25 protein-coding genes are annotated in these 25078 nt (G+C 63.6%); 14 read left to right on the top strand and 11 right to left on the bottom strand.

The window, feature by feature from the left end; all coding sequences use genetic code 11:
• Positions 1-68 precede the first annotated feature (68 nt).
• From CKO11_RS09765 to CKO11_RS09755, 3 genes are all read right to left on the bottom strand, one after another.
• On the bottom strand, positions 69-1844 hold the full coding sequence (locus CKO11_RS09765; protein ID WP_223637474.1) for an acyl-CoA dehydrogenase C-terminal domain-containing protein: 1776 nt from the start codon (positions 1842-1844) through the stop codon (positions 69-71).
• Positions 1845-1876: 32 nt separating this feature from the next.
• Positions 1877-2260 (bottom strand): MerR family transcriptional regulator, encoded by a 384-nt coding sequence (locus CKO11_RS09760; protein ID WP_223637472.1) that lies wholly within the window; start codon positions 2258-2260, stop codon positions 1877-1879.
• Between the two features lie 237 nt (positions 2261-2497).
• Positions 2498-2866, bottom strand: a complete 369-nt coding sequence (locus CKO11_RS09755; protein ID WP_223637470.1) for a MerR family transcriptional regulator — start codon at positions 2864-2866, stop codon at positions 2498-2500.
• 152 nt (positions 2867-3018) lie between these two features.
• Between CKO11_RS09755 and CKO11_RS09750 the strand changes: the two genes are divergently transcribed.
• The 3 genes from CKO11_RS09750 to CKO11_RS09740 are packed head-to-tail and all read left to right on the top strand — an operon-like array spanning position 3019 to position 5268.
• Positions 3019-3456 (top strand): PaaI family thioesterase, encoded by a 438-nt coding sequence (locus CKO11_RS09750; protein ID WP_223637468.1) that lies wholly within the window; start codon positions 3019-3021, stop codon positions 3454-3456.
• Positions 3453-3965 (top strand): PaaI family thioesterase, encoded by a 513-nt coding sequence (locus tag CKO11_RS09745; RefSeq protein ID WP_223637466.1) that lies wholly within the window; start codon positions 3453-3455, stop codon positions 3963-3965. The genes CKO11_RS09750 and CKO11_RS09745 overlap by 4 nt, the downstream gene beginning before the upstream one ends.
• A complete protein-coding gene (locus tag CKO11_RS09740) occupies positions 3958-5268 on the top strand; it encodes an MATE family efflux transporter (protein WP_223637464.1) in 1311 nt (436 codons plus the stop codon). The genes CKO11_RS09745 and CKO11_RS09740 overlap by 8 nt, the downstream gene beginning before the upstream one ends.
• Before the next feature lie 73 nt (positions 5269-5341).
• On the opposite strand, the gene trpS is transcribed toward CKO11_RS09740, so the two are convergent.
• Positions 5342-6394, bottom strand: coding sequence for a tryptophan--tRNA ligase (gene trpS / locus CKO11_RS09735; RefSeq protein ID WP_223637462.1), 1053 nt, complete (start codon positions 6392-6394; stop codon positions 5342-5344).
• Positions 6395-6480: 86 nt separating this feature from the next.
• Here trpS and CKO11_RS09730 point away from each other — a divergent pair, with 86 nt between their 5' ends.
• A complete protein-coding gene (locus CKO11_RS09730; RefSeq protein ID WP_223637460.1) occupies positions 6481-7164 on the top strand; it encodes a rhomboid family intramembrane serine protease in 684 nt (227 codons plus the stop codon).
• A 15-nt stretch (positions 7165-7179) separates the two neighbouring features.
• On the opposite strand, the gene murJ is transcribed toward CKO11_RS09730, so the two are convergent.
• The 3 genes from murJ to CKO11_RS09715 are packed head-to-tail and all read right to left on the bottom strand — an operon-like array spanning position 7180 to position 12709.
• Positions 7180-8721 carry a murein biosynthesis integral membrane protein MurJ gene (gene murJ, locus CKO11_RS09725; protein WP_223637458.1) on the bottom strand — a complete coding sequence of 514 codons (1542 nt, stop codon included), beginning with the start codon at positions 8719-8721 and terminating at the stop codon, positions 7180-7182.
• Positions 8718-11483 (bottom strand): [protein-PII] uridylyltransferase, encoded by a 2766-nt coding sequence (locus CKO11_RS09720; RefSeq protein ID WP_223637455.1) that lies wholly within the window; start codon positions 11481-11483, stop codon positions 8718-8720. The genes murJ and CKO11_RS09720 overlap by 4 nt, the downstream gene beginning before the upstream one ends.
• A gap of 50 nt (positions 11484-11533) precedes the next feature.
• The gene (locus tag CKO11_RS09715) at positions 11534-12709 is read right to left on the bottom strand and encodes a penicillin-binding protein activator (protein WP_223637452.1); all 1176 of its coding nucleotides are present in this window, start codon (positions 12707-12709) and stop codon (positions 11534-11536) included.
• Between the two features lie 133 nt (positions 12710-12842).
• Between CKO11_RS09715 and rsmI the strand changes: the two genes are divergently transcribed.
• The 4 genes from rsmI (at position 12843) to CKO11_RS09695 (ending at position 16025) form a co-directional block, all read left to right on the top strand.
• Positions 12843-13721 carry a 16S rRNA (cytidine(1402)-2'-O)-methyltransferase gene (gene rsmI / locus CKO11_RS09710; protein WP_223637670.1) on the top strand — a complete coding sequence of 293 codons (879 nt, stop codon included), beginning with the start codon at positions 12843-12845 and terminating at the stop codon, positions 13719-13721.
• Positions 13711-14088 carry a YraN family protein gene (locus CKO11_RS09705; protein ID WP_223637449.1) on the top strand — a complete coding sequence of 126 codons (378 nt, stop codon included), beginning with the start codon at positions 13711-13713 and terminating at the stop codon, positions 14086-14088. The genes rsmI and CKO11_RS09705 overlap by 11 nt, the downstream gene beginning before the upstream one ends.
• A gap of 81 nt (positions 14089-14169) precedes the next feature.
• On the top strand, positions 14170-15117 hold the full coding sequence (gene gshB, locus CKO11_RS09700; RefSeq protein WP_223637447.1) for a glutathione synthase: 948 nt from the start codon (positions 14170-14172) through the stop codon (positions 15115-15117).
• A complete protein-coding gene (locus CKO11_RS09695; RefSeq protein ID WP_223637444.1) occupies positions 15114-16025 on the top strand; it encodes an alpha/beta hydrolase in 912 nt (303 codons plus the stop codon). Before gshB ends, CKO11_RS09695 begins: the two co-directional genes overlap by 4 nt.
• Here the strand turns inward: CKO11_RS09695 and CKO11_RS09690 are convergent.
• On the bottom strand, positions 16003-17517 hold the full coding sequence (locus tag CKO11_RS09690) for a YifB family Mg chelatase-like AAA ATPase (RefSeq protein WP_223637434.1): 1515 nt from the start codon (positions 17515-17517) through the stop codon (positions 16003-16005). The two genes, CKO11_RS09695 and CKO11_RS09690, sit on opposite strands and share 23 nt — an antisense overlap.
• A gap of 346 nt (positions 17518-17863) precedes the next feature.
• Between CKO11_RS09690 and CKO11_RS09685 the strand changes: the two genes are divergently transcribed.
• From CKO11_RS09685 to CKO11_RS09660, 6 genes are read left to right on the top strand one after another with little or no spacing between them, the layout of a single operon-like run.
• Positions 17864-18742 (top strand): RNA polymerase factor sigma-32, encoded by an 879-nt coding sequence (locus CKO11_RS09685; RefSeq protein ID WP_223637432.1) that lies wholly within the window; start codon positions 17864-17866, stop codon positions 18740-18742.
• Positions 18739-19557 carry a ChaN family lipoprotein gene (locus CKO11_RS09680; RefSeq protein ID WP_223637430.1) on the top strand — a complete coding sequence of 273 codons (819 nt, stop codon included), beginning with the start codon at positions 18739-18741 and terminating at the stop codon, positions 19555-19557. The genes CKO11_RS09685 and CKO11_RS09680 overlap by 4 nt, the downstream gene beginning before the upstream one ends.
• A 52-nt stretch (positions 19558-19609) precedes the next feature.
• Positions 19610-20815, top strand: coding sequence for a bifunctional phosphopantothenoylcysteine decarboxylase/phosphopantothenate--cysteine ligase CoaBC (coaBC, locus tag CKO11_RS09675; RefSeq protein ID WP_223637428.1), 1206 nt, complete (start codon positions 19610-19612; stop codon positions 20813-20815).
• 2 nt (positions 20816-20817) lie between these two features.
• Positions 20818-21285, top strand: coding sequence for a dUTP diphosphatase (gene dut / locus CKO11_RS09670; RefSeq protein ID WP_223637425.1), 468 nt, complete (start codon positions 20818-20820; stop codon positions 21283-21285).
• 3 nt (positions 21286-21288) lie between these two features.
• On the top strand, positions 21289-21534 hold the full coding sequence (locus CKO11_RS09665) for a hypothetical protein (RefSeq protein ID WP_223637422.1): 246 nt from the start codon (positions 21289-21291) through the stop codon (positions 21532-21534).
• Positions 21535-21546: 12 nt separating this feature from the next.
• Complete coding sequence (locus tag CKO11_RS09660; protein ID WP_223637419.1) at positions 21547-22587, top strand: HesA/MoeB/ThiF family protein; 1041 nt, start codon at positions 21547-21549, stop codon at positions 22585-22587.
• A gap of 75 nt (positions 22588-22662) precedes the next feature.
• Here CKO11_RS09660 and CKO11_RS09655 read toward each other — a convergent pair whose 3' ends face one another.
• From CKO11_RS09655 to CKO11_RS09645, 3 genes are all read right to left on the bottom strand, one after another.
• Positions 22663-23319, bottom strand: coding sequence for a Hint domain-containing protein (locus CKO11_RS09655; protein ID WP_223637417.1), 657 nt, complete (start codon positions 23317-23319; stop codon positions 22663-22665).
• Positions 23320-23512: 193 nt separating this feature from the next.
• The gene (locus tag CKO11_RS09650; RefSeq protein WP_223637415.1) at positions 23513-24163 is read right to left on the bottom strand and encodes a sulfotransferase family 2 domain-containing protein; all 651 of its coding nucleotides are present in this window, start codon (positions 24161-24163) and stop codon (positions 23513-23515) included.
• A 9-nt stretch (positions 24164-24172) separates the two neighbouring features.
• On the bottom strand, positions 24173-25072 hold the full coding sequence (locus tag CKO11_RS09645; protein ID WP_223637413.1) for a DMT family transporter: 900 nt from the start codon (positions 25070-25072) through the stop codon (positions 24173-24175).
• Between the last annotated feature and the right edge of the window lie 6 nt (positions 25073-25078).

Below are 25078 nucleotides of genomic sequence, written 5' to 3'. Positions count from 1 at the left end.
GGGCTGGTCACGCCCCGCCTTCGCGGGGCGAAACCGTCTGATCCGCCCGAAAGGCCGCGCCTTTTGGGTTAGAATTGATCCGCCGTCAGCGTCATCACCGGATCGGCACCGCTTTCGATCCGGGCCAGATGCATCGCGCAGGCGGGCATTTGGCGCGCCATATAATAGCGCCCGGTGGCAATCTTGCCTTCATAAAACGCCACATCCGTCGCCCCGCCATCCAGCGCCGCATAGGCCGCCTTGGCCATTCGCGTCCACATCAGCCCAAGGCAGACATGCCCCATCAGATGCATGAAGTCATAGCTGCCCGCCAGCGCCGCATTGGGGTTTTTCATGCCGTTTTGCATGAAGAACATCCCCGCCGCCTGAAGCTGTTTTGACGCGGTTTTCAGCGCCTCGGTGAACGGTTGCATCCGCGCATCCCCCTCATGCGCCTTGCATTCGGCCTTCACCATCTCAAAGAACGCCATCAAGGGTTTGCCGCCATCGGCTGCAAGCTTGCGCCCCACAAGGTCAAGCGCCTGCACCCCATTCGCGCCTTCATAGATCATTGTGATCCGGGCATCGCGGGTGAACTGGCTCATGCCTTGTTCTTCGATATAGCCATGCCCGCCATAGACCTGTTGCGCCTGCACGCAGGCCTCAAACCCCTTGTCGGTCAGGAACCCCTTAATCACCGGCGTCAGCAGTGAAATCAGCGCTTCGGCCTCGTGGTCTTGCGCCAGATGGGCGCGATCAATCAGCGTCGCCCCCCAATAGGTAAAGGCCCGCGCCCCCTCCAGAAAGCTCTTTTGATCCAGCAGCGCGCGCCGAATATCAGGATGCACAATCAGCGGATCGGCGGCCCCTTGCGGGTTTTCCGCCCCGGTCACGGCACGGCCTTGCAACCGATCCTTGGCATAGGCCACGGCGTTTTGATAGGCGCCTTCGGCCACCGCATAGCCTTGCAGCCCCACACCCAGACGCGCCTCGTTCATCATCGTGAACATCGCGCGCATGCCCTTGTGCAGATCGCCCAAAAGGTAACCCGTCGCGCCATCATAGTTCATCACACAAGTGGCCGAGCCGTGAATGCCCATCTTGTGCTCGATCTTGCCCGCGCTCACCGCATTGCGTGCGCCCAAGCTGCCATCTTCCTGCACAAGGAATTTCGGCACGATGAAAAGCGAAATGCCCTTTGTGCCCTCGCCACCGCCCGGGGCCTTGGCCAGCACAAGGTGGATGATGTTTTCGGCCAGATCGTGCTCGCCCGCCGAGATGAAAATCTTGGTCCCGGTGATCTTGTAGCTGCCATCCTCTTGCGGTTCCGCCTTGGTGCGCAACAGCCCCAGATCGGTGCCGCAGTGCGGCTCGGTCAGGTTCATCGTGCCGGTCCAGTCGCAGGCGATCATCTTCGGCAGATAGGTCGCCTTCTGCGCCTCGGAGCCATGCGCCTCGATCGCGGAAACCGCGCCATGCGTCAGCCCTTGATACATGTTGAAGGCCATGTTCGACGACACAAACATCTCGCCCACCGCGCAGTTAAGCACATAGGGCATGCCCTGCCCGCCATAATCGGGGTTGCAGTCGAGCGCGGTCCAGCCGCCCTCTTTCATCGCGGCAAAGGCAGCATCAAACCCCTTGGGCGTGCGCACCACGCTGTTTTCCAGCGTGCAGCCCTCGTGATCGCCCACCGCATTAAGCGGGGCCAGCACCTCAGAGGACACTTTGCCCGCCGCATCCAAAACGGCCTCGGTGAATTCGCGCTCCAGATCGGCATAGCCCGGCACCTCTTGCCCGGCCACATTCAGCACGTCATGCAGCACGAATTGCATGTCACGCACATTGGCGGTGTAACTGGTCATGATCCTCTCCCTTCTCCCGACCCGGGGAAGGATCACTCGGCCGTGCTGGCCAACTTCTCCTCGCCCCAGGCAATTTGTGCCGCCAGCTCGTCGATCGCCTGACCGAGTTCGTCGCGCTGACGTTCCATCTCCTCCAGCCGCTGACGCGCCATTTTCAGCGTCTCGGCCAATTGTGTGCGCTGCTGGTCCCCCATGTCGTAAAGGTCCAGCAACTGACGAATATCTTCGAGGCTGAACCCAAAGCGCTTGCCGCGCAAAATCAGCTTCAACCGCGCCCGATCCCGCCGGGTGAACAGCCGTTTCTGTCCGTCACGCAGCGGAAAGAGCAGTTCTTTCGCCTCGTAGAACCGCAAGGTGCGCGGCGTCACCTCGAAGGCGTCGCACATCTCGCGGATCGTCATCAGATCGTCACTCATCGTGCCGCCCCTTGCTTTCCTTAGCGTAATCTAGGGCGGCTGATCGAATTTCCGACCCCATATTACAAGTGAAGTTGACGTTCGCGTCACCGTAACGTCGCGTCACGATGACGTTGACGTAATGTCAGGTAGAGAACGGCAGGAAAATGGAAATTCCGTTACGAAACGCAACCGCGTCACCACGTCGCCCGGGGCCGAAAACCGGCCCGGCCCAACAGCACGCCACGCCTGCGCAGATCAGGTTTCGAGCGTTTCAGCCACGTCGTCGCGCAATTGCCGCAAATCGGCAATCGCGGCCTGCAAATCCTCAAGCTGGGTGGTCAAAACCCCCAATTGCCGATCCGCCAATTCGATCCACGCGCGATTTTGCGCCTCGGTCCCCTGATGATCATAGATCAACAGCCATTGGCGCAATTCCTCAAGGCTGAAGCCAAAGCGGCGCCCCCGCAAGATCAAGGTCATCCGCGCCACTTCGCGCGGGCCATAGAACCGCGCCCGCCCCTCCTTTTGTGGCGAAAGCAGTTCGATATATTCGTAATAGCGCAAGGTGCGCGGCGTCACATCGAAACGCGCGCACATCTCTTTGAAGCTTAGCACATCGGCCATGGTCTCCCCCCTCCCCCGGGCGATCCCTACAGTCTTGGGCCAGAAGCTAACGCGCACGGCAGCCTGCTTCAACTCCCCTCGCGCGCGCGCTGCCTCTGTGTCGCTTGCGCTTGGCGCGGACACACGGCATCGTTTGCCAAACGGAGGGCGGCATGAACGCGGATAAACTTACGCTGGCACGACAGTTCATCGAAGCGATCCCGCATGCGCAGGCGCTTCAGATGCAGTTTGAATCCTTAGGGGATGGCCGGGCGGAACTGTCGATGCCATGGCGCGAAGACTTGGTGGGCGATCCGCGCACCGGGGTGATCCATGGCGGGGCGGTTTCCGCGCTGATGGACACCTGCTGCGGTGCGGCGGTGATCAGCCACCCAGAGGCCCCGGCGGGCACCGCCACCATCGATCTGCGGATCGATTACATGCGCACCGCCACGCCGCGCCAGCGCATCACCGCGCGCGCCGAGGTCTATCATATCACCCGCACCGTGGCCTTTTTGCGCGCCACCGCGCACGACGAGGAAGACGGGCTGCCCGTCGCCACCGCCACCGGCGCCTTTACCGTCGAACGCCCCAAAGGGGGTGCGCAATGAGCCGCGCGAAACCCGAACCCGTGCAGGTGGTCAAACAACGCCGCGACGCGGCGCTTCGCGCGCTGGTCTCTGGCGTGCCCTATATCCGCTTTTTGGGGATTGAATTCGAACGCCGCGGCGATGAGCTGACTGCGGTTTTGAACTATGACGACAAGCTGATCGGCAATCCGCTGCTGCCCGCGCTGCATGGCGGCGTGACGGCGGCTTTCATGGAAGTGGCCGCGATCATGGAGCTGAGCTGGTCCACGCTTTGGGAAGATATCGAAGCCGGGCGGATTGATCTGACGGCGCCCGATCCGGTGCTGCCGCGCCTGCCCAAGACGATCGATTTCACGGTGGATTATCTGCGCTCGGGCCTGCCGCGCGATGCCTATGCCCGCGCGCGGGTGAACCGCTCGGGCCGCCGCTATGCCTCCGTGCATGTGGAAGCGTGGCAAGACAACCGCGCCAAGCTTTTTGCCCAGGCCACCGGGCATTTTCTGATGCCGGAACGGACGGGGGATGACTGACATCACCCATCGCCGCGTTTTAAAAATCGCGGGCCCGATTGTGATCTCGAATGCCACCGTGCCGCTTTTGGGCGCGGTGGATACCGGCGTTGTGGGGCAGATGGGGGCCGCCGCGCCAATCGGCGCGGTGGGCATTGGCGCGGTGATCCTCGCCTCGGTCTATTGGATCTTTGGTTTCTTGCGCATGGGCACCACGGGGCTCGTGGCGCAAGCCAAGGGCGAGGGGGATGCGCTGGAGATCGCTGCCGGGCTGTTGCGCGCGCTTTTGATCGCCGGGGCCGCCGGGCTGGGGCTGATCTTGCTGCAAGCGCCGCTGTTCTGGGCCGCCTTTCAGATCGCCCCCGCGTCAGAAGAGGTGGAGGCGCTGGCGCGCGACTATCTGGCGATCCGCATTTGGGGCGCGCCGGCCACCATTGCGCTTTACGCCTTTACGGGCTGGTTGATCGCGCTGGAACGCACCCGCGCGGTGCTGCTGTTGCAGGTGGCGATGAACGGTCTGAATGTCGGGCTCGATCTGCTTTTTGTGCTTGGCTTTGGCTGGGGCGTGCAAGGCGTCGCCGGGGCCACCTTAATCTCAGAACTCACCGGGCTCGCCTTGGCTTTGTGGCTCACCCGTTCGGCGTTTGCCGCCGGACTTAGCCGGGCTGCGCTTTTCTCGGCTGCACCGCTCAAGCAAATGGCGCGGGTCAACACCGATATCATGATCCGTTCGGTGATCTTGCAAGGCAGCTTCACCACCTTCCTGTTCCTTGGCGCGGGGCAAGGCGATGTGAAACTGGCCGCCAATCAGGTGCTTTTGCAGTTTTTGCAAATCACCGCCTTCGCGCTGGATGGCTTTGCCTTTGCTGCCGAAAGCCTTGTCGGCCAAGCCGTGGGCGCACGGGCCCCCGCACGGCTGCGGCGCGCGGCGATCGTTTCGGCGCAATGGGGCGTGGGGGGCGCGCTGGCGCTTGGGGTGGTGTTCACGCTCTTTGGGGGGCCGATCATTGATCTGATGACCACCGCGCCGATGGTGCGCGAAGTCGCGCGCGATTTCCTGCCTTGGCTCATCGCCGCGCCGCTGATTGGCATCGCCTCTTGGATGTTTGACGGCATCTTTATCGGTGCGACGCTCACGCGCGAAATGCGCAATGCGATGATCTTTTCGGTCAGCATTTACATTGCGGCGCTTTTTGTGCTGGTGCCCACTTTTGGCAACCATGGGCTTTGGGCGGCGCTGATGGTTCTCAATGCCGCGCGCGGCGTGGCGATGGGGCGGCTTTACCCGCGTGCCGAATTGAAAGCGGCCCCCAGATCGCTCTAGGGGCCGCGAAATCATACCTTCGACTTTGTCGAAATATCCCGGGGGTCCGGGGGCAGCGCCCCCGGCCTTTGGCTTAGCGCGAGCGGATCATCCCCATGATCTCCAGCGTTTTCGCCAAGATCGGCTGGGCAATCGCATCAGCCTTCGCTGCGCCTTCGCCCAAGATCCGGTCAATCTCGGCAGGGTCGTTCATCAACCGGCTCATTTCGGTGCTGATCGGCTCCAGTTTGGACACCGCCAAATCGGCCAAAGCCGGTTTGAACGCACCAAAGCCCTGCCCGCCATATTCGCCCAGCACCTGCGCGGGCGTCATATCGGCGAGCGCCGCATAGATGTTCACAAGGTTGCGCGCCTCGGCCCGGCCCTCAAGCCCTTCAACCGTTTCCGGCAGCGGCTCGGGGTCGGTCACCGCCTTCTTGAACTTCTTGGCGATCGTATCGGCATCATCGGTCAGATTGATGCGACTTGCATCCGACGGGTCCGATTTCGACATTTTCTTCGACCCATCGCGCAGGCTCATCACCCGTGTGGCGGCCCCTTCGATCAGCGGCAGCGGCGCGGGGAAGAAATCGACCCCATAGTCATGGTTGAACTTCGCAGCGATGTCGCGCGTCAGCTCCACATGCTGTTTTTGGTCTTCGCCCACCGGCACCATGGTCGCGTGATAGACCAAAATATCCGCCGCCATCAGAGAAGGGTAAGCAAAGAGGCCAAGCGACTGCTTTTCGGCATTTTTGCCCGCCTTGTCTTTCCACTGCGTCATGCGGTTCATCCAGCCCATCCGCGCGACACAGTTAAGAGCCCAGCCCAGCTCTGCATGGGCCGACACTTGGCTTTGGTTGAACAAGATCGACCGCGCCGGATCGATTCCCGAGGCGAGAAAGGCCGCCGCTGCCTCGCGCGTTTGTTTTTTCAGCGCTTCCGGGTCTTGCCAGACGGTGATCGCATGCAGATCGACCAGGCAATAGATCGTCTCGACGCCCTCATCTTGCTTTTGTGCAAACCGTCTCAGCGCCCCAAGGTAATTGCCCAGCGTCAAGTTGCCCGAGGGCTGGATGCCGGAAAAAATGCGCGGCGTGAACTTGGCGTTGATATCTTCAGGCGTTTCTTGGGGTTTGGCAGTCATGATCGGGCTCCGGGCTGGAAATACGGACCATCAGCGCTTATCGCTAAAGGGCGCGCGGCGCAATGTTGCGCCCGAAGGGAGAGACAATGCATCACGGCTATAACGAAAAACCAGTCAACCCGCTGCCCACGGTTGTCTGGATTCTGGTCGCGCCGATGATCGTGACCGAGATCATCTTCGCGCTGGCGAATACGGGCGTTTTGGGCGCGGCGGCGATTGGCTGGCGCTATGAGATTTTGGGCCAGTTGGGCTTTGACCCCGACGGGTTCCGGCGCATGATCGCGCTGCAAGACTGGTCGATCCGCCCCATCGCAACGCTGATTGGCTATGCATTCGTGCATCTCAGCTTGACCCATGCCGCCTTTGTCGTGGTGTTCACCCTCGCCATGGGGAAATTCGTGGGCGAGGTGTTTGCCGGATGGGCGGTGGCCGCCGTGTTTTTGGGGGCTTCGATCCTTGGCGGGCTTGTCTATGCGCTGATGCCTTTCACCCAAGGCTATCTGGTCGGCGGCTATCCCGGGGCCTATGGGCTGATTGGGGCCTTCACCTGGCTTTTGTGGATGAAACTTGGCCCGGGCGATCCAAACAGAATGCGGGCGTTTTCGCTGATCGGCATGCTGGCCGGGCTACAACTGGTGTTCGGCGCACTTTTCGGCGCGCGGCCCGATTGGATCGCGCAATTCGCAGGCTTTGGCGTGGGCTTTTTGCTGAGCTTCCTGGTCGCGCCGGGCGGCTGGCAACACCTGCTGCGCAAGCTGCGTAAACGCTAAAAATGGCGGGGGCCGTTACCGGCCCCGCCGCACCGCCGATTTGAAATCGCTCAGCCGGAACGCCCCGATCACCGCACCGGACCCGAAATAGCTGACAATCCCAATGCCAATCAGCCCGGCCAACGCAAGGTAGCGCCAACTGGCCAGATGCAGCGCCGGGCCAAGGTAGAGATTACCAAGCCACAGACACAGCCCCATCACCGCAGAGGCAATGGCGATGCGCGGCGCACGCTTGCGCAGCCCTTCATCCAGCATGACACTGTCGCCCATCGCGCGGCTGCCCAGCCAAAGCTGCACGACCATCACCCAAGCGGCAAGCGTCGTGGCCAAGGCGGCGGCGATATAGCCCACCCAAAACGCCAACCCCACCGCCAGCACTGCATTCACCACCATCGCCACCAGCGCATAGCGGAACGGGCTGCGGGTGTCTTCGCGCGCGAAGAACAGGGGTTGCAGCACCTTTTGCAAAACGAACGCGGGCAGGCCCACACCATAAACCGCCACCGCCACCGCCGTCGCGGCGGTGTCTTCGGGGCCAAAGCGGCCGCGTTCGAACAGCACAGAGGTCAGCGGCTCGGCAATCACCATCAGCGCCACGGCGGCCGGAAGCGTCAGCGCAAGGCAAAACTCGGTCGCGCGGTTGAAACTATGCCGCGCGCCTGCCGCATCGCCGTTTTGCAACCGCCGCGACAGATCGGGCAGCAGCACCACACCAATCGCAATCGCCACCACCCCAAGCGGCAATTGATACAGCCGGTCGGCGTTATAAAGCCACGCCACCGCCTCATCGAAATAGCTCGACACTTGCCGCCCAACGAGCAGGTTGATCTGCACCACGCCGCCCGCCAGCATCGCCGGCGCGGCAACCATGGCCAGCCGCTTCATATCGGGCGACAATCGGGGCGGGCGCGGCACCAACCGCACCCCGGCCCGCCGCGCGGCCTCCCACACCAAGGCGAATTGGGCGATCCCGGCAACCGGCACCGCCCAGGTCAGCGCCAGCCCCGGATCAAGCCCCAGCCGTGGCGCGGCCCAAAGCGTGGCCAGAAAGACCACATTGAGCAGCACCGGGGCAGCGGCAGCGGCGGCAAAGCGCCCCGTGGCGTTCAGCACGCCCGAGGCCAAAGCCGCCAACGAGATGAACAGGATATAGGGGAAGGCGATGCGCGCAAACGTCACCGTCAGGTCGAACTTTTCGCCGCTGAAGCCCGAGGCCATCGCATAGACGAGCCCCGGCATGAACAGTTGCGCAATCAGCGTCAGCGCCAGCACGACCGAGGCAAGACCCGCCAGTGCCTCGCGCGCAAAATCTTCGGCCCCGGCGCCGCCTTCCAGCTTTTTGGAAAACATCGGCACAAAGGCGGTATTGAACGCACCCTCGGCAAAGAAGCGGCGGAACATATTGGGCAACGAAAAGGCCACGATAAAAGCCTGCGCCGCAGGGCCCGTGCCCAGAACGGCGGCAATCCAAGCATCGCGGACAAAGCCAAGGATGCGGCTGGCCATCGTCCAGCCGCCCACGGTGAAGAAACCGCGCACCAGGCGGATCGGCGTCATGAGTTTTCCGCCGCCCGTTCGGCCCCGCGCGTGATCGCCTCGCGCAGCCGTTTTTCCAACGCCTCACGGCGCGCTTTCGAATGAAGTTTCAGCCCGAACATGTCCTTGACGTAGAAACTGTCGACCACCTGCGCGCCATAGGTCGCGATCACGGCGGAGGCGATGTAGATATTCGACGCCGCCAAGGCCCGCGTCAAATCATACAGCAGGCCGGGCCGGTCGCGGGTATCCACCTCGACGATCGTGTAGATATCCGAGCCCTCGTTGTCGATCATGACATGGGTAGGGAACTTGAACTCGCGTTCGCGTTTCTTCAGCTTGTCGCGGTCCTTAAGCGCGTCGCGCGCCACCACCTCGCCTTTCAGCGTGCGTTCGATCATCTTGCGCAGGCGCGGCAGGCGCGACGCCTCATAGGGGTGCCCCTCGGCATCCTGGATCCAGAAGACCGCCGTGGCATAGCCGTCTTTGGAGGTATAGGTGCGCGCATCGACGACATTCGCCCCCACCAGCGCCAAGGCCCCAGCCAGCCGCGAAAAGATCCCGGGGTGATCGCCCAGCGCGAAAGAAGCGCGCGTCGCATCGTGATCGGGGTCCGGATGCAGATCGATGCGGATTTCATTGTCATCCAGCCCGCGCAGCAGTTTGGCCAGATCGGCATGGGTGCCGGTGGTCAGCCCCTGCCAATAGGGGTCGTAATGGCGGGCCAGTTCGGCGCGCAGCGCTTTCGGCTCCCAATCGGCCAGCGCTTCGCGCAGCGCTTTTTTCGCCGCATCGGAACGTTGCGCGCGGTTCACCGCCTCCAGCCCGTGTTCAAGCGCCCGCGCGGTTTCCGAATGGAGCCGACGCAGAAGCGAGGCTTTCCAGTTGTTCCACACATTCGGGCCAACACCGCGAATATCGCACACCGTCAGCACCGTCAGCAGATCCAGCCGCTTGCGGGTCTTCACCCGTTTGGCGAAATCGCGGATCGTGCGCGGGTCGGACAGGTCACGTTTTTGCGCCACATCCGACATCAGCAGGTGGTTGCGAATAAGCCATTCGACGGTTTCGCAATCATCCGCATTCAACCCCAGCCGCGGCGCCACCTTACGCGCGATTTGCGCCCCCAAGATCGAGTGATCTTCGGGCCGGCCCTTGCCGATGTCATGAAGCAACAGCGCCACATAAAGGACGCGCCGGTTCACCCCCTCGTCAAGGATGTTCGACGAAAGCGGCAAATCCTCGGTCAGCTCGCCGCGCTCGATCTGCGCCAGCGTCGAGATCACCTGAATCGTATGCTCGTCCACCGTGTAGCTGTGATACATATTGAACTGCATCATCGCCACGATCGGCTCGAATTCCGGGATGAAGGCGGCCAGAACGCCCATTTCGTTCATGCGCCGCAGCGCACGTTCGGGGTTGCCATGTTTAATCAGCAAATCAAGGAAGATCCGCGCCGCTTCCTTGTCTTCGCGCATCTTGTCGTCAATGCGGCGCAGGTTGGCCGAAATCAGCCGCATCGCATCGGGGTGGATCAACATACCCGTGCGCAAAGCCTCTTCGAAGATGCGCAGGAAATTGAGCGGGTCCGACAAGAAAGCATCGCGGTCGGAAATATTGATCCGGCCAATGTCGTCGATGAACGGCGCCATCAACGGGCGACGGCGGCGGAACAGCCGCTTGAGCACCGGCGCGGGCTTGGCATGCTGTTGTTCCAGCACCGTCAAGAAGACCCGCGTCACCTCACCCACCTGCGTGGCGTGGCGGAAATAGTGCTGCATGAACACCTCGACCCCGCGTCGGCCCGCCATATCCTTGAAGCCCATGCGCCGCGCCACCTCGACCTGCGCATCGAAAGACAACTGATCCGAGGCGCGGTTCGCAATCAGGTGCAAATGGCAGCGCACCGCCCAAAGGAAGTCTTCCGCCTCCTGAAAGGCGCGGAATTCCTCGGCGGTGAAGACCCCAAGTCCCACCAGATCGGCGGTATCATTCACGCCGTGGATATATTTGGCGATCCAGTAAAGCGTTTGCAGATCGCGCAGCCCGCCCTTGCCCTCTTTCACGTTGGGCTCAAGCACATAGCGCTGCCCGCCTTGACGGCGGTGCCGTTCAGCCCGTTCGGCCAGCTTCGCCTCGATGAATTCGGGCCCGGTGGATTTGAACAGATCGTTGCGCAGCGTCTGGTCAAGTTTCTCGGCCAAGGGGGCATCGCCGCAGATATGACGGTTTTCCAAAAGCGCGGTGCGGATCGTGATGTCCTCGCGCCCCAGCCGCAGGCAATCATCCACCGTGCGGGATGAATGGCCGACCTTCAGCTTCAGATCCCACAGCATGTAGAGCATGCTTTCGATCACGCTTTCCGCCCATGGGGTGATCTTGTAGGGCGTCAGGAACAGCAGATCGACATCGGAAAAGGGCGCCATTTCCGCCCGGCCATAGCCGCCCACCGCCAGCACCGAGATGTTTTCCGCCGAAGTGCGGGATTGCACCGGGTGCAGCCGGGTGGTGGCAATATGAAAGACCGCCCGCACCAGCCCATCGGTCATCGTGGCGTAATCTTGCACCGTATCTTCCGCGCTGCGCGGATGGCGTTCGAATTGCGCGACGATATGGGGCAAGGCCGCTTCGCGCGCTTCGCATAGGAATTTCACCGTCTCGGCGCGCAACCCGCGCGCATCGGCGGCGCTTAAATGCGCGTCCAGCGCCGCCAGCAGCGCGTCGGTCTCGAAAAGCAAGGGCGCCCCGGCAGGAGCCGGGGCGATGGTGGTTGTGTCACTCACGTGAGCCTCATGTCCCTATTGGCCTCGCGGCACGGGTTTGGGCGGTCGGCTTAGAAGCCAAACCCGCCAAAGGAGCGCGGGGCGGCATCGATCACGACGACCTGCCCGTTGCGGATTTCGGCCACGGCAAGGCCGCGTTCATTGGTGCCATCGGGGCGCAGCCGGAAGATACCGTTCACCCCCACAAAGCCCGAATCTTGCGTCAGCGCGGTGCGGCTGAGCGCATCGTCGCGGCGCGATTTCACCAGCGCGCCGATGGCGGCAATACCATCATAGGCCAACCCCGCAATCGGATGCGGCGCCCCGCCGTAAGCGGTTTGATACCGGTCGCGGAATCGGTCGTTCAGGTTCGGATCAGGCAGCGCGAACCAGCCGCCTTGCAGCCCCGGCAGCGCCATTGCGGCAGGCGGCGTATCCCAGCGCGTCAGGCCGATGAATTTGGTCACCGCAGGGTTCACCCCCTGCTCGGGCAGCATCTGCGCCAAAAGCGGCAGCGCCCCCCCGGCATCGGAGGTGATGAACAAAGCATCGACGCCGCCCGCTTTCACGCGGTCCGCGATTTGCGGCACGGCATTGACCACATCGGTCTGCGAATAGGGAAAGCTGACCTCGCCCGCGACGGCGCCGCCAAACCGCGCCACCGCCGTTTTGATTGCCGCCGCGCCGACCTGACCGGCCAGCGTCTGTTCGCTGACCACCATGATCCGGCGTTTGCCCTGCGACACCGCGTAAGAGGCCATCCGGTTCGCCGTATTCGGGAAGGTCGGCCCCAAAACGAACAGGTTGCCCCCGGCGATATCGGTGTTGTTCGAGAATGCGAGCACATTCACGCCCCGGTCGGCCACCGCCACCGCCGCCGCATTGGCCGAGCCCGAATAAACCGGGCCAAGAATGATCTTCGCGCCTTCATCCACCGCCTTGGTCGCCATTGCGGCGGCTTGGGCGGGCTGGCCTGCGGTGTTGTAGATGCGCAGATCGATCTGCACCCCGTTCAGATCGGAAATCGCCAATTGCGCGGCTTGGCGCAACGAAGAGGCCAAAAGCTCGTCATTGGTCTCGCCGGTGCCCGAGGGCACCAAAAGCGCGACCGGCACCGCCTCGCCCGCACCAAGGCGCGGGCCACCGCCGCCACCGGGAATCGGCTGACAAGCCGCCAGCCACAAGGCCGAGAACAGAATGAAGAGCCGCAACAGGGGGTTGCGGGCGCTGCGCAAAGTGGCGAACATGAAATTGGCCTCCGGATCGGCGGGGGTGTAACTGGGGCGGGAGCCTAAGCGTTTCGCCTTCATAAGTAAACTTGGCTTGGCAGCGGGGCGCAGATCCATGGCAGCGGACGACAGCATGGGCGAAAGCGCGCCGATGACGGCACAGGCTTTCGGCGGCGGGGCGCGCAAACCGGCCCCGGGGCTGCATTTTCTGGCCACGCCCATCGGCGCGGCGCGCGACATCACGTTGCGCGCGCTCGACATCTTGCAAATGGCCGATGTGCTGGCCGCCGAAGACACGCGCACGCTACGCCATTTAATGGAAATTCATGGCATCGCGCTGAACGGGCGCCCGCTGATCGCCTATCACGATCACAATGGCGAGCAGGCCCGCCCCAGGCTGCTGGCCGCACTGGCCGAGGGCAAGGTGGTTGGCTACGCCTCGGAAGCGGGCACGCCCTTGGTCGCGGACCCGGGGTTTCAATTGGGACGCGCTGCGATTGCGGCGGGGCATCCGGTCTTTGCCGCGCCCGGTCCCTCGGCCGTTCTCGCGGCGCTGACGGTTTCGGGCCTGCCGTCGGACCGGTTCTTGTTCGCGGGCTTTCCGCCCAACACCCAAACTGCGCGGCGCAAATGGCTTTCTGAAATGGCCGATCTGCAAGCCACGGTGATCTTTTACGAATCCCCCAAGCGGGTCGCGGCGATGCTGGCCGATCTGGCCGAGACCTTCGGCCCCGACCGCCCCGCCGTCTTGTGCCGCGAACTGACCAAACGGTTCGAAGAAGTCCGGCGCGGCAGCGTTGCCGAATTGATCGAAGGGCTGCAAACCGCCCCCATCAAGGGCGAGATCGTGGTGCTTTTGGATCGCCCGCACGGGCCGCGCGTGGGCCCCGAGGATATCGATACCGCCTTGCGCGACCGGCTCAGCCGGATGCGCGTCAAAGATGCGGCCACCGAGGTGGCGCAAGCCTTCGGCCTGCCCCGGCGCGATGTCTATCAGCGCGCGCTTGCGCTTGATCACGATGACGACTGATCGCCGCCTGCGCGGGAAAATGGCGCATCATGCCGGGGCCGCGGCAGAAGATCAGGTCGCCTTGCGCTATGAACGCGCGGGGTTCGCGGTGCTGGCCCGGCGCTGGCGCGGCCAATATGGCGGCGAGATTGACCTGATCGCGCACCACGGCAAGGTGCTGGTTTTCGTCGAGGTCAAACACTCCGCAACCCATGGCCGCGCCGCCGAGCATCTGTTGCCCCGCCAGCTTCAGCGCATCGCCCTGTCGGCCGAGGAATTCGCCGCCCAGCGCCCCGATCTGGCCGTTACCGAGATGCGTTTCGATCTTGCGCTTGTTGATCGCGGCGGCGTCATCGAAATTGTCGAAAACGCACATATATTCGGCTGAAGCCTCACGGGCTGTTCACCTCGTGGCGGATTGCATCGCCTCCCCGCGCGGGGCATCAAGAGATCAACGAAAGGGGGCGTCATGGCCTTGAGAGTAGCGTTGCAAATGGACCCGATCGCCGGGATCGACATCGCCGGTGACAGCACGTTCCGGATCGCGCTGGAGGCGCAGGCGCGGGGGCATAGCCTGTTTTACTATACGCCCGACCGGATGTTCTACCGCGAGGGCAAGGTTTTGGCGCGCGGCTGGCCGGTGGACTTGCGCCGCGAAAAGGGCAACCATTTCACCTTGGGCGACGAAACCGAGGTTGATCTGGGCAGCTTTGACGTGGTTTGGCTGCGCCAAGACCCGCCCTTTGACATGGGCTATATCACCACCACCCACCTTTTGGACCGCATCCACCCCGGCACTTTGGTCGTCAATGATCCGTTTTGGGTGCGCAATTACCCCGAAAAGCTGTTGGTGCTGAATTTCCCGACGCTGACGCCCCCCACGCTGGTGGCGCGCGACTTGCAGGTGATCCGTGATTTCAAGGCGGTGCATGGCGATGTGATCCTCAAGCCGCTTTACGGCAATGGTGGCGCGGGGGTGTTCCGGCTGGATGCCAATGACCGCAATCTGGCCTCGCTGCATGAGCTGTTCACCGGCATCAACCGTGAACCCTTGATCGTGCAGAAATACCTGCCCGCCGTGACCCAAGGCGACAAACGTATCTTGCTGGTCGATGGCGAGCCGGTGGGCGCGATCAACCGCGTGCCCGCTGCGGGCGAAACCCGCTCCAACATGCATGTGGGCGGGCGCGCCGAACCCACCAAGCTTACGGATCGTGAATTGGAAATCTGTGCCGCCATCGGGCCGCTTTTGCGCGAAAAAGGGCAGATTTTCGTCGGCATCGACGTGATCGGCGATTGGCTGACCGAAATCAACGTCACCTCGCCCACCGGCATTCAGGAATTGGAACGCTTTGACGGCACCAATGTTGCCAAGCGGATCTGGGAAGTCATCGAAACGAAACGGGGGGCGCAATGAGCCTGCAACTGATCTGTCTCAATGCTGTTTTGCGGGCCAGCGCCAAGCCTTATATGCGCCGCGTGGCCGCGCCGGAACAATTGCGCAAGGACATGGAACGCTGGTCGCGGCTGTTTTTGCGCGATGCGCCCTCGACCGTGGCGCTGCCGCTGACCTTGGGCGACCGGCCCGCGCTGTCGGTGCGCTCGGGCAAAATCACACCGGATGTGGCGATCTTGCACCTGCATGGCGGGGCCTTTGTCGCGGGCAGCCCCACGACCCACAAAGGCATGCTGTCGCGGCTGTCGCGGTTGGCCGCGGTCGAGGTGTTTGCCCCCGATTACCGGCTGGCGCCCGAACATCCGTTCCCGGCAGGGCTGAACGATGCCGAGGCCGCCTTTGCCGATTTGGTGGCCAAGGGCTATGCGCCGGGCCGGATCGTGCTGTCGGGTGACAGTGCCGGGGCCGGGCTTGCGCTGTCGCTGCTTGCGCGGCTGTGCAAGGCGGGCACGCCGCCCGCTGGGCTGATTGCCATGTCGCCTTGGACTGACCTGACCGGAGCCTCGCCCTCGATCGTGCTGATCGAAGAGCGCGACCCGATGCTGGCGGCGGAGCGGATGGAAGAAGTGACAGGCTATTACCTGAACGGGCACCGCGCCGATGACCCTGCCGTGTCGCCGCTTTACGCCAGCTACCCCGATTGCCCGCCGGTGCTTCTGCAAACCTCGGAACGCGATATTCTGCGCGACGATGCGATGCGGCTGGAACACAAGCTGCGCGATGCAAAGGTCGATGTCACGTTGCAACTTTTCCCCGATGCGCCGCATGCATGGCAAATGTTCGACGGTCTGATCCCAGAGGCACGCGCGGCGCTGCGCGATGCGGGCGATTTCGCGCGCAGATGCCTTAGCCTGCCTGCGCGTAACTGATCCGGTAACTGACAGCCTCGGCCAGATGGGGGGCGCGCACATCCGCCGCCCCCTCCAGATCGGCAATTGTGCGCGCGCTGCGCAAGACGCGGTGATAGCCGCGCGCAGTCAGCCCGAAGCGCTCCGAGACCTTGCCCAGCAGATCGCGCCCCTCGGCATCAAGCGGCGCGATGTCTTCTAAGACCGCGCCCTCGGCCTCGGCATTGACGCGCAGATAGGGGTGCCCTGCGAACCGCGCGGCCTGCACATCGCGTGCCTGTGCCACCCGCTGCGCCACGGTCGCGGAACTGTCTCCTGCCGCAGGCAAATCCAACTCGCGCCAATCCACCCCCGGCACTTCGATGCGCAGATCGAAGCGATCCATCAGCGGCCCCGAAACTCGGCCCAGATAATCCGCCCCGCATTGCGGCACCCGGGCACAGGCCCGCGCCGGATCGCCCAGATAGCCGCACCGGCACGGGTTCGCCGCCGCGACCAGCAAGAACCGGCACGGGTAGCGCACATGGGCATTGGCCCGCGCCACCACCACCTCGCCGGTTTCAATCGGCTGGCGCAAGGTTTCCAGCACGGCGCGCGGAAATTCGGGAAACTCATCCATGAACAAAACGCCGTTATGGGCAAGGCTGACTTCGCCGGGGCGGGCCCCGCGCCCGCCGCCGATCATCGCCGCCATAGACGCCGTGTGATGCGGTTCGCGAAATGGGCGGATGCGCGAAATGCCCCCCTCGCTCAGCAGCCCCGACAGCGAATGCACCATCGAGGTTTCCAGCGCCTCGCGCGCAGACAGCGGCGGCAAGATGCCGGGCAACCGCGCCGCCAGCATAGATTTGCCCGCGCCGGGCGGGCCAACCATGAACAAATGATGCCGCCCCGCCGCCGCGATTTCGAGCGCGCGCTTCGCGCGCTCCTGCCCCTTCACATCGCGAAGGTCGCGCGGGTTTTGCGCGGCCACCACCTCGCCCGGTTGCGCCGGGGCTAAAGGTTGTTGCCCGCTTAGGTGGCGCAAGGCCTCTGTGAGGGTCGCGGGGGCAAAGACATCCGTCGCGCCGACCCAAGCGGCCTCGGCCCCACAGGCTTGCGGACAGATCAGCGCCTTATCCTCGGCCGCGGCCGCCATTGCGGCGGGCAGCGCCCCCACCACCGGCACCACCCGGCCATCTAGCGCCAATTCGCCAATCGCCACCATGCTCTCTACCTCTTCGCGCGGCACGATGTCGATGGCCGCCAACAACGCCAGCGCAATGGGCAGGTCGAAATGAGAGCCCTCCTTGGGCAGATCGGCGGGCGAAAGGTTCACCGTGATGCGCCGCATCGGCAGGGCGATCGACAAGGCCGCCAGTGCCGCGCGCACCCGCTCTTTCGCCTCGCTCACTGCTTTGTCGGGCAATCCGACGATCGAGAACGCAGGCATGCCAGTCGCCAAAGCGCATTGCACTTCGACCGGGCGGGCCTCCACCCCTTCGAATGCCACCGTATAGGTTCTGGCCACCATCTTGCGTTACCCACATACCCACCAAAGAACGGCTTCAGCATGGCGGGCAAGCGCCCCGGCGATCAAGGGATTTCCGCCCCGCACGCGACTCGCCTCACCGCGTTTAGGGCGGTTTTTTCGACCGGCAAGACTTGCCTGCGCGAGGAAAAATCTAAGCTGGACCCGCTTAAAACAACCATAGGGGGAATTTTTTGGATCGATTCCAACAGGTTGTGATAGCGCATTGGCGCACATTGAATTTTTTGTGACGCACAGTGCAACCAAAAGACAAGGCTGTGCGTTTCTGTCACAGTGACCGCAGGGAGAAAGCCAACAGCGGGTCGCGAAAACTCGGGGAGACTGTGACATGGCACTCGACGGATTTACTGACGACACCTTGGCGCGCCAAGCGATGCGCGCCGAATATCTGGATGCAGAGACAGAGGCCGAATTGGCCCGCGCATGGCGCGACCATCGTGATGAGGTCGCCTTGCATCGGTTGGTCAGCGCTTACATGCGGCTGGCGGTTTCGATGGCCTCCAAATTCCGCCGCTACGGCGCGCCGATGAACGATCTCATTCAAGAAGCCTCTTTGGGACTGATGAAAGCGGCCGACAAGTTCGACCCCGATCGCGGCGTGCGCTTTTCGACCTATGCGGTGTGGTGGATCAAAGCTTCGATCCAAGAATTCGTGATGCGCAACTGGTCGATGGTGCGCACCGGCTCGACCTCGTCGCAAAAGGCACTGTTTTTCAATATGCGCCGGGTGCAGGCACAGATCATTCGTGAGGCCCAAGCCGAAGGCGAAGATTTGGACGGGGCGCAACTGCGCCAACGCGTCGCCACCAGCATTGGCGTGCCGTTGGCCGATGTCGAAATGATGGAGGGCCGGCTTGCGGGCTCTGACTTTTCGCTCAACGCACCGCAATCTTCGGATGAAGAAGGGCGCGAATGGGTCGATGCGCTGGAAGATGATGGCGCGGGCCCCGAAACCCGCGTGACCGAAGCGCATGACGGCGCGCTGATGCGCAACTGGCTGGGCGAGGCGATGGATAACCTTTCGGGGCGGGAGCGTTACATCGTGATACAGCGCCGCCTGATCGATGCGCCGCGCACGCTTGAAAGTCTGGGCGAAGAACTGGGCCTTTCGAAAGAGCGCATCCGCCAGCTTGAAGCCCAAGCCTTTGGCAAGATGCGCAAAAGCCTTGAAAGCCGCGGCCCGGAGGTTGCCCATTTCTTCGCATGAAATTCGCATTCCTTGCCTTGATGCTGACCGCAGCGCCGCTGTGCGCTGCGGAAATCACCGCCGCTGATTTACCGGCAAAAGTCGCCAAAGCAGCGCCTGCGGTGCTTGTTTTGGGCGAGTTGCACGACAATGCCGAACATCATCGCAATCAGGCGCTGGCGGTCGAGACACTTTCCCCAAAAGCCTTGGTGTTTGAAATGCTAAGCCCCGAGCAGGCCGCGCGGGTCACGCCAGAGTTGATTGCCCAACCCGAAACCTTGGGCGAGACGCTGGGATGGGAAGCCGCGGGCTGGCCCGATTTCGCACTTTATGCGCCGATCTTCGCCGCCGCCCCGCAAGCGCGCATTTACGGCGCGGCGCTGCCGCGCGCGACGGTGCGGCAGGCGATGGGGGCGCCGCTTGCCGATCTGTGGCCCGAGGCGGTGCGCTTCGGCATCGATCAACCCTATCCCACCGATCTGCAAGCCTCGCTTGAGGCCAGCGCGCAAAAAGATCATTGCAACGCCCTGCCCCCCGAGATGCTGCCCGGCATGGTCGCGGCACAACGGTTGCGCGATGGGGCTTTTGCCGCCACCACCCTCAAGGCGCTTGCCGAAACCGGCGGTCCCGTCGCGCTGATCACCGGATCGGGTCATGCCCGCACGGACCGCGCCGTGCCCGCGTTGATTGCCCATGCAGATCGCTCGGTCCGTGTTATCTCGCTGGGCCAATTGGAGCGGCCCGAAACCGGAACGCTGGGCCCCGACCAGCCCTTCGATTGGTGGATCGTCACCGACCGGGCAGAGCGCGAAGACCCCTGCCTGGCCTTCCAATAACTTGCGCCGCCGCCGCCGCCGCCCTACAGCTTGAGCAAGAACGGAGGCGCGCATGTTGCATGGCAAACGGATCCTGCTCATCATTGGCGGCGGCATCGCGGCGGTGAAATGCCCCGAATTGGTGCGCCTGTTGCGCGCCGAAGGGGCGGCAGTGACGCCGGTGCTGACCAAGGCCGGGACGGAATTCGTGACCCCGATAGCGATTTCGGCCTTGGCGGGCGAAGCGGCGCATAGCACCCTTTTCGATCTGACGCAGGAAGCGGAAATCGGCCATATTCAACTCAGCCGCGCCGCCGATCTGGTGGTGGTGGCGCCGGCCACGGCCGATTTGATGGCGAAAATGGCACAGGGTTTGGCGGGCGATCTGGCCAGCACCTTGTTGCTGGCAACCGACAAAAAGGTGCTGATAGCCCCCTCGATGAATGTGCGGATGTGGCACCACCCGGCCACCCAACGCAACTTGGCGCAATTGCGCGCCGATGGCGTTTTGACCGTTGGCCCCAACGAAGGCGACATGGCTTGCGGCGAATATGGGCTGGGCCGGATGGCCGAGCCCGCCGAGATTGTGACCGCAATCCGCGCCGCAATGGCCCGCGGCCCGCTTGCGGGCAAACATGTGCTGGTCACTTCTGGCCCGACGCATGAACCTATCGACCCCGTGCGCTATATCGCCAACCGCTCTTCTGGCGCGCAGGGCACCGCGCTGGCCGCCGCGCTGCGCGATCTGGGCGCGCAGGTCACCTTTGTGACCGGCCCCGCCAGCGTGCCCCCGCCCGAAGGGGTCACGGTTGTGCGGGTGGACACGGCGCGCGAAATGCTGGGGGCCGTGCAAACCGCGCTGCCCGCCGATGCCGCGGTTTTTGCGGCTGCAGTGGCGGATTGGCATGTGGCGAATGCGGCCGATCAAAAGATGAAAAAGGATGCCACTGGCACCGCCCCCAGGCTGGACTTTGCCGAGAACCCCGACATTCTGGCCACCGTCGCGCAGATGGAAGCGGGGCGCCCGCAGCTTGTGGTGGGCTTTGCTGCCGAAACCGAGAATGTCCAAGCCCATGCCACCGCCAAACGTGCCCGCAAGGGCTGTGACTGGATCGTGGCGAATGATGTCAGCCCCGAAAGCGGGGTCATGGGCGGGGCCGACAACACCGTGACAATCATCGATGACAGCGGCGCCGAGGAATGGACGCAAATGCCCAAACCTTTGGTGGCCGCGCGGCTTGCCGCGCGCATCGCGGCCACCCTGACAGGAAAGGCCTGACCATGACCCCGATCATCAAGGTCCTGCGCGAGGACTGGGCCGACCCGGAAGTGGCGCTGCCCCGCTATGAAACCCCCGGCTCCGCCGGGGCCGACATTCGTGCCAATCTGCCGCCCGATATCCGCGATGCGGGGGTCACCTTGGCCCCGATGGCGCGGGCCATTGTGCCGACCGGGCTTGTGGTCGAAATTCCGCAAGGGTTCGAAATGCAGATTCGCCCGCGTTCTGGGCTCGCGCTCAAACACGGGCTCAGCCTGCCCAATACACCGGGCACGATTGACAGCGACTATCGCGGCCCCTTGGGCGTTTTGATGATCAATCTGGGAAATGTCGCCTATACGATTCACCATGGCGACCGGATCGCGCAGGCAGTCATTGCCCCCGTCGTGCAGGCAGGCTATGCGCTCGCCGATACGCTTAGCGCTACCAGTCGGGGCGCGGGCGGCTTTGGCTCGACGGGAAGGACATAAGCCATGCAGGGTATCTTTGTGCTGGTGATCGTGGGGATCTTGGGCAAGGCGATGAAAGCGCCGCCAAAGGTGATCGGGATCATTATGGCGCTCATCTGGGCGGGCTTCACGGCGGGCCATGCGTTTCTTGACGACCCCGAGGCGCCGCTGCGCGCGATCTCGGGCGGGTCGCTGACGCTTTGGCTTGCGGTCGGCGCGGTCGGCGTTCTGGGCTTTGGCGCCTGGACGATGCTGCGCAAGCGCGGCTAACCGGGGCCCGCGATGACCGGGCTGTTCCTGCTTTTCCTGCTCTCGGCACTGGGGCTTGCGCTCAAAGTGCCGCGCCGGTTGATCTGGGGCATATTGGCTGTGGTCTGGGCCGCTTTCGTGGCGGCCCATGCCCTGTTTGCGGATCCAACGCATCCGCTGCGCAGCATGATCGGCGGCTCTTTGGCGGGCTGGGTCGGACTTGGCGTCGTTGCTGCGATCGTGCTGGCTTATCGCTGGGGGCTGTCGAAACTGCGCGCCCGCGCCGCGCAACCGGCCCCCCAAAAGCCGCAAGCCCCGTTTTCCGACGCCGAATTGAACCGCTACGCGCGTCATATCCTGCTGCGGGAGGTGGGCGGACCGGGGCAGAAACGGCTGAAAGCCGCGCGCGTCTTGGTGGTGGGGGCTGGCGGGCTAGGCTCGCCCGCGCTGCTTTACCTTGCCGCAGCGGGCGTGGGCACGATTGGCGTGATCGATCCGGATACGGTCTCCGCGTCGAACTTGCAGCGCCAAGTGCTTTTCCGCGACGCCGATCTTGGCAAGCCCAAAGTGTTCGCCGCCGAGGCCGCGCTGAAAGCGCAAAACCCGTTTATCACGATCCGCCCCTATCACCGCGCCTTCCGCACCGAGATCGCCGCCGATCTTCTGGCCGATTATGATCTCGTGCTGGATGGTTGCGATGATTTCGACACCCGCCAAGCGGTGAACCGCGCCTGTGTGGCGGCGGGAAAACCGCTGATTTCGGGCGCGATTGCGCAATGGGAGGGGCAGATCAGCCTTTTTCATCCGGCCTCTGGCGCACCGTGTCTGGCCTGTCTTTTCCCCACCGCCCCGGCCCCCGGGCTCGCCCCCGATTGTGCCGAAGCCGGGGTGATGGGCGCGCTGCCCGGCATTATTGGCGCGATGATGGCGTCAGAGGCGATCAAGGAAATCGTGCAGGCCGGCCAAAGCCTGCGCGGAACGCTGTTGATCCATGACGCGCTTTGGGCCGAAAGCCGCCGCATCAATGTGCAAAGGGGCGCCGATTGCCCGGTCTGTGGCCCGCCCGCGCAATAACAAAACGCCGCGGGGGCACCGCGGCGTTTCACCAGATCAAGGCGGCGCGCGCCCGGCCGTTCTGGCCTGGCCGACTTAGTCTTGCGCGTCGAGCGCGATCATCTGGGCCACGATCTCTTGTGCCATATCCATCGGCAGCACGGCATAGCCCGTGGGCTCATCCATCATCGCACCGATCGAAGTGCCATAGACCGATGCGCAATGGATCATACCGGTGCCATTGGCGTAGATCACTTCGTCTTCGTCGAATTGCAAGGTAACGATCTCGATGCGCTGATGCGGGGTGATCCGGTCAATGCCGCGATAGCCTTCCAGCGCAGCTGCCGGGATCAACGCAAAAGGATCGCCCAAAACCGCCTCGGCCAGATCGCTTTCGACCAGCACATTTTGTTCGGGCAAAAGCAACATCGGCGCGGCATTGCCCAGCGCGGCTTCCGGCACCGCCAGCGGCATCATTCGGCGCGGGCATTGGGCGCGGCCCGCAAAAAGCTGGGTGCGATGCACAGCACGCACCGGGCGCAGACCATGATCGAAGGTCATCACCAGATCGCATGCGGCAATCGCCTCGACCGGGCGCCAGCCCATCGTGGTGGCAATGCGGGTGCCGGCCACGATCCCTTCGGATTGGCCAAAATGCGAGCGCGTCTCGACCCCTTGGGGGGCGAAGAAGCAGGCAAGACCCTCGGCCTCGTCCCCGTAATCGGCACGTTTGCCGGTCATGAACCCGAACATCGCGTCTTCCCCCTGTTGCTGACCGGGCGGCTCCGGACGTTTCGATGGGACCATTCCGGGAGGTTCGAAGGAAGTTTCCGGGGCACCTTTGCGGCGCAAAGATGGCACTGTTGCCGCAAGGCAGAATAATCGTACCGGCGCACAGGAATCGTCGCCCAGCGGCGCGACAATCCGGGGAGGGCATCGCGGTAACTTACCCGAAAGAATAGTGAAACCGCGCGATATCGGCGGCGGCGAATCGAGCCACCGCCTCGGCCGCGGTATCGCTGTAATAGCCGCGCCAGTCGCGCGCCCGGATCGAGGCATTGATGCGCGGCAGTGGCCCCAGCGCAAAGCCCAGATGCGCCTCAAGCGGGGCGGCATCTTCGGCAAAATGCTCCAGCCGCAAAAAGGCCGAGGCGGTTTCTTGCCCATCGGGCAGCCGCAAATAGCTGCCATAAGGGGCCCCTCCGATCGCGGCGCAGGTCTGCGGATGGGTGACGAAGGCGGTGAAATCGAGGTTTTGCGCCAAGGTGACCGCCGGATGGGCAAAGCTTTGCCCGCGCAGCCAGTGGTAATAGCTCACCATCCTGTCCCATGGGTTGCGCACAAGGGTGAAGGTGAACCAATCCCGCGCCTGATCTTCGGTATAAAGCCCCACCCCCTCGGCCAAGCTGCTATGCTTCCAAAGCCGCCCGGCGGTTTGCACCCCCTTCAACCGGCGCTTGCGGCGCCGCGCCTTAGGTGTATCGCCAATCAAAAGATCATCGGCCATGGCACGCGCTTCCAACACCTCGGCCAGTGCGGTGCCGCCGGTCTTGGGGATGTGAACAAAGATATAGCGCCGACCCGGAGAAACGATCATCGCGCCAGATTAGCGCCCCCGCGCCACGATGGCGAGGCCCGCCAACCAGATCAGCCCCATGCCCGCCCAAGCGCGCGGGCCGGGCACCTCGCCCCAAAGGGCAAACCCCCAAAGCGCGGCGGCGGGCAGAAGGATGTATTCAAAAACGGCCACCCGCGATGGCTCGGCCAGTTGATAGCCCCTGACCAAAAGCGCCACGCCCACAAGCGAGCCGAGCGCCTGCACAAAGACCCAAAACAGGGTCTCCGGATCGGGCAGGACCGGGCCGCGCAGCAAAAATCCCGCCGATCCGGTGGCGTCAAAAGCGAAAAGACTAACCGCAAGCAAGCCCAGCGCGCCGAAAAGCCCCAAGGCAACAAAGAAGCCCGCCGCCAGCGTCACGGCGCTTTCGCCCGGGCACCAGCGCTGCGTGGCGATATTGGCCAACGCGTAAAGCGCACCGCCAAGCGCAGGCACAGCCGCTGCGGGTCCGAGCCGCGCCGCCTCGGGCCCCAGCACTAGCAAAATCCCGGCAAAGCCTGTGGCCACCGCCAGAATGCGGACCGGGCCGACCCGCTCGCGATACAAAAAACGGGTAAACAGCAAAACGAAGATCGGCGCGGTGAACAGACCCGCCGCCACCTGTGGCACCGGCAAAAACCCAAGTCCGGCAAAATAGCACAACATCGCCGCGCCATGCACCACCGAGCGCGCCACCACCGCACGCGGATTTAGGGGCCGCCAGCGCAGCCGCAACAGCGGCACCGCTAGGGCAAGCAGCCCCACCACCATCGCCGTGCGCAACGCATGGAACTGCCATAGGCCGATCTGCGCATAGATCACGCGCATGTAATTGTCGGTAAATCCGATGATCACCGCAAAGGCGCTGACGGCCGCTGCGGCGGCAAGGGTGTGGTTTTGGGCTGTCATGGCGGC

The organism is Rhodobacter sp. TJ_12, assembly GCF_020023995.1.
Taxonomy (GTDB): Bacteria; Pseudomonadota; Alphaproteobacteria; order Rhodobacterales; family Rhodobacteraceae; genus Rhodobacter.
This window is presented reverse-complemented; position numbering and strand designations above follow the sequence as displayed.

Bases quoted from the DNA above. Each gene is read 5' to 3' on its own strand.
- CKO11_RS09695 (WP_223637444.1), top strand. From the start codon at position 15,114: ATGAGCCTGCAACTGATCTGTCTCAATGCTGTTTTGCGGGCCAGCGCC.
- CKO11_RS09765 (WP_223637474.1), bottom strand. From the start codon at position 1,844: ATGACCAGTTACACCGCCAATGTGCGTGACATGCAATTCGTGCTGCAT.
- CKO11_RS09650 (WP_223637415.1), bottom strand. From the start codon at position 24,163: ATGATCGTTTCTCCGGGTCGGCGCTATATCTTTGTTCACATCCCCAAG.
- CKO11_RS09755 (WP_223637470.1), bottom strand. From the start codon at position 2,866: ATGGCCGATGTGCTAAGCTTCAAAGAGATGTGCGCGCGTTTCGATGTG.
- CKO11_RS09750 (WP_223637468.1), top strand. From the start codon at position 3,019: ATGAACGCGGATAAACTTACGCTGGCACGACAGTTCATCGAAGCGATC.
- CKO11_RS09685 (WP_223637432.1), top strand. From the start codon at position 17,864: ATGGCACTCGACGGATTTACTGACGACACCTTGGCGCGCCAAGCGATG.
- CKO11_RS09690 (WP_223637434.1), bottom strand. From the start codon at position 17,517: ATGGTGGCCAGAACCTATACGGTGGCATTCGAAGGGGTGGAGGCCCGC.
- CKO11_RS09760 (WP_223637472.1), bottom strand. From the start codon at position 2,260: ATGAGTGACGATCTGATGACGATCCGCGAGATGTGCGACGCCTTCGAG.
- gshB (WP_223637447.1), top strand. From the start codon at position 14,170: ATGGCCTTGAGAGTAGCGTTGCAAATGGACCCGATCGCCGGGATCGAC.
- CKO11_RS09740 (WP_223637464.1), top strand. From the start codon at position 3,958: ATGACTGACATCACCCATCGCCGCGTTTTAAAAATCGCGGGCCCGATT.
- trpS (WP_223637462.1), bottom strand. From the start codon at position 6,394: ATGACTGCCAAACCCCAAGAAACGCCTGAAGATATCAACGCCAAGTTC.
- CKO11_RS09730 (WP_223637460.1), top strand. From the start codon at position 6,481: ATGCATCACGGCTATAACGAAAAACCAGTCAACCCGCTGCCCACGGTT.
- rsmI (WP_223637670.1), top strand. From the start codon at position 12,843: ATGACGGCACAGGCTTTCGGCGGCGGGGCGCGCAAACCGGCCCCGGGG.
- CKO11_RS09715 (WP_223637452.1), bottom strand. From the start codon at position 12,709: ATGTTCGCCACTTTGCGCAGCGCCCGCAACCCCCTGTTGCGGCTCTTC.
- CKO11_RS09680 (WP_223637430.1), top strand. From the start codon at position 18,739: ATGAAATTCGCATTCCTTGCCTTGATGCTGACCGCAGCGCCGCTGTGC.
- CKO11_RS09660 (WP_223637419.1), top strand. From the start codon at position 21,547: ATGACCGGGCTGTTCCTGCTTTTCCTGCTCTCGGCACTGGGGCTTGCG.
- CKO11_RS09705 (WP_223637449.1), top strand. From the start codon at position 13,711: ATGACGACTGATCGCCGCCTGCGCGGGAAAATGGCGCATCATGCCGGG.
- dut (WP_223637425.1), top strand. From the start codon at position 20,818: ATGACCCCGATCATCAAGGTCCTGCGCGAGGACTGGGCCGACCCGGAA.
- coaBC (WP_223637428.1), top strand. From the start codon at position 19,610: ATGTTGCATGGCAAACGGATCCTGCTCATCATTGGCGGCGGCATCGCG.
- CKO11_RS09655 (WP_223637417.1), bottom strand. From the start codon at position 23,319: ATGTTCGGGTTCATGACCGGCAAACGTGCCGATTACGGGGACGAGGCC.
- CKO11_RS09745 (WP_223637466.1), top strand. From the start codon at position 3,453: ATGAGCCGCGCGAAACCCGAACCCGTGCAGGTGGTCAAACAACGCCGC.
- CKO11_RS09645 (WP_223637413.1), bottom strand. From the start codon at position 25,072: ATGACAGCCCAAAACCACACCCTTGCCGCCGCAGCGGCCGTCAGCGCC.
- CKO11_RS09665 (WP_223637422.1), top strand. From the start codon at position 21,289: ATGCAGGGTATCTTTGTGCTGGTGATCGTGGGGATCTTGGGCAAGGCG.
- murJ (WP_223637458.1), bottom strand. From the start codon at position 8,721: ATGACGCCGATCCGCCTGGTGCGCGGTTTCTTCACCGTGGGCGGCTGG.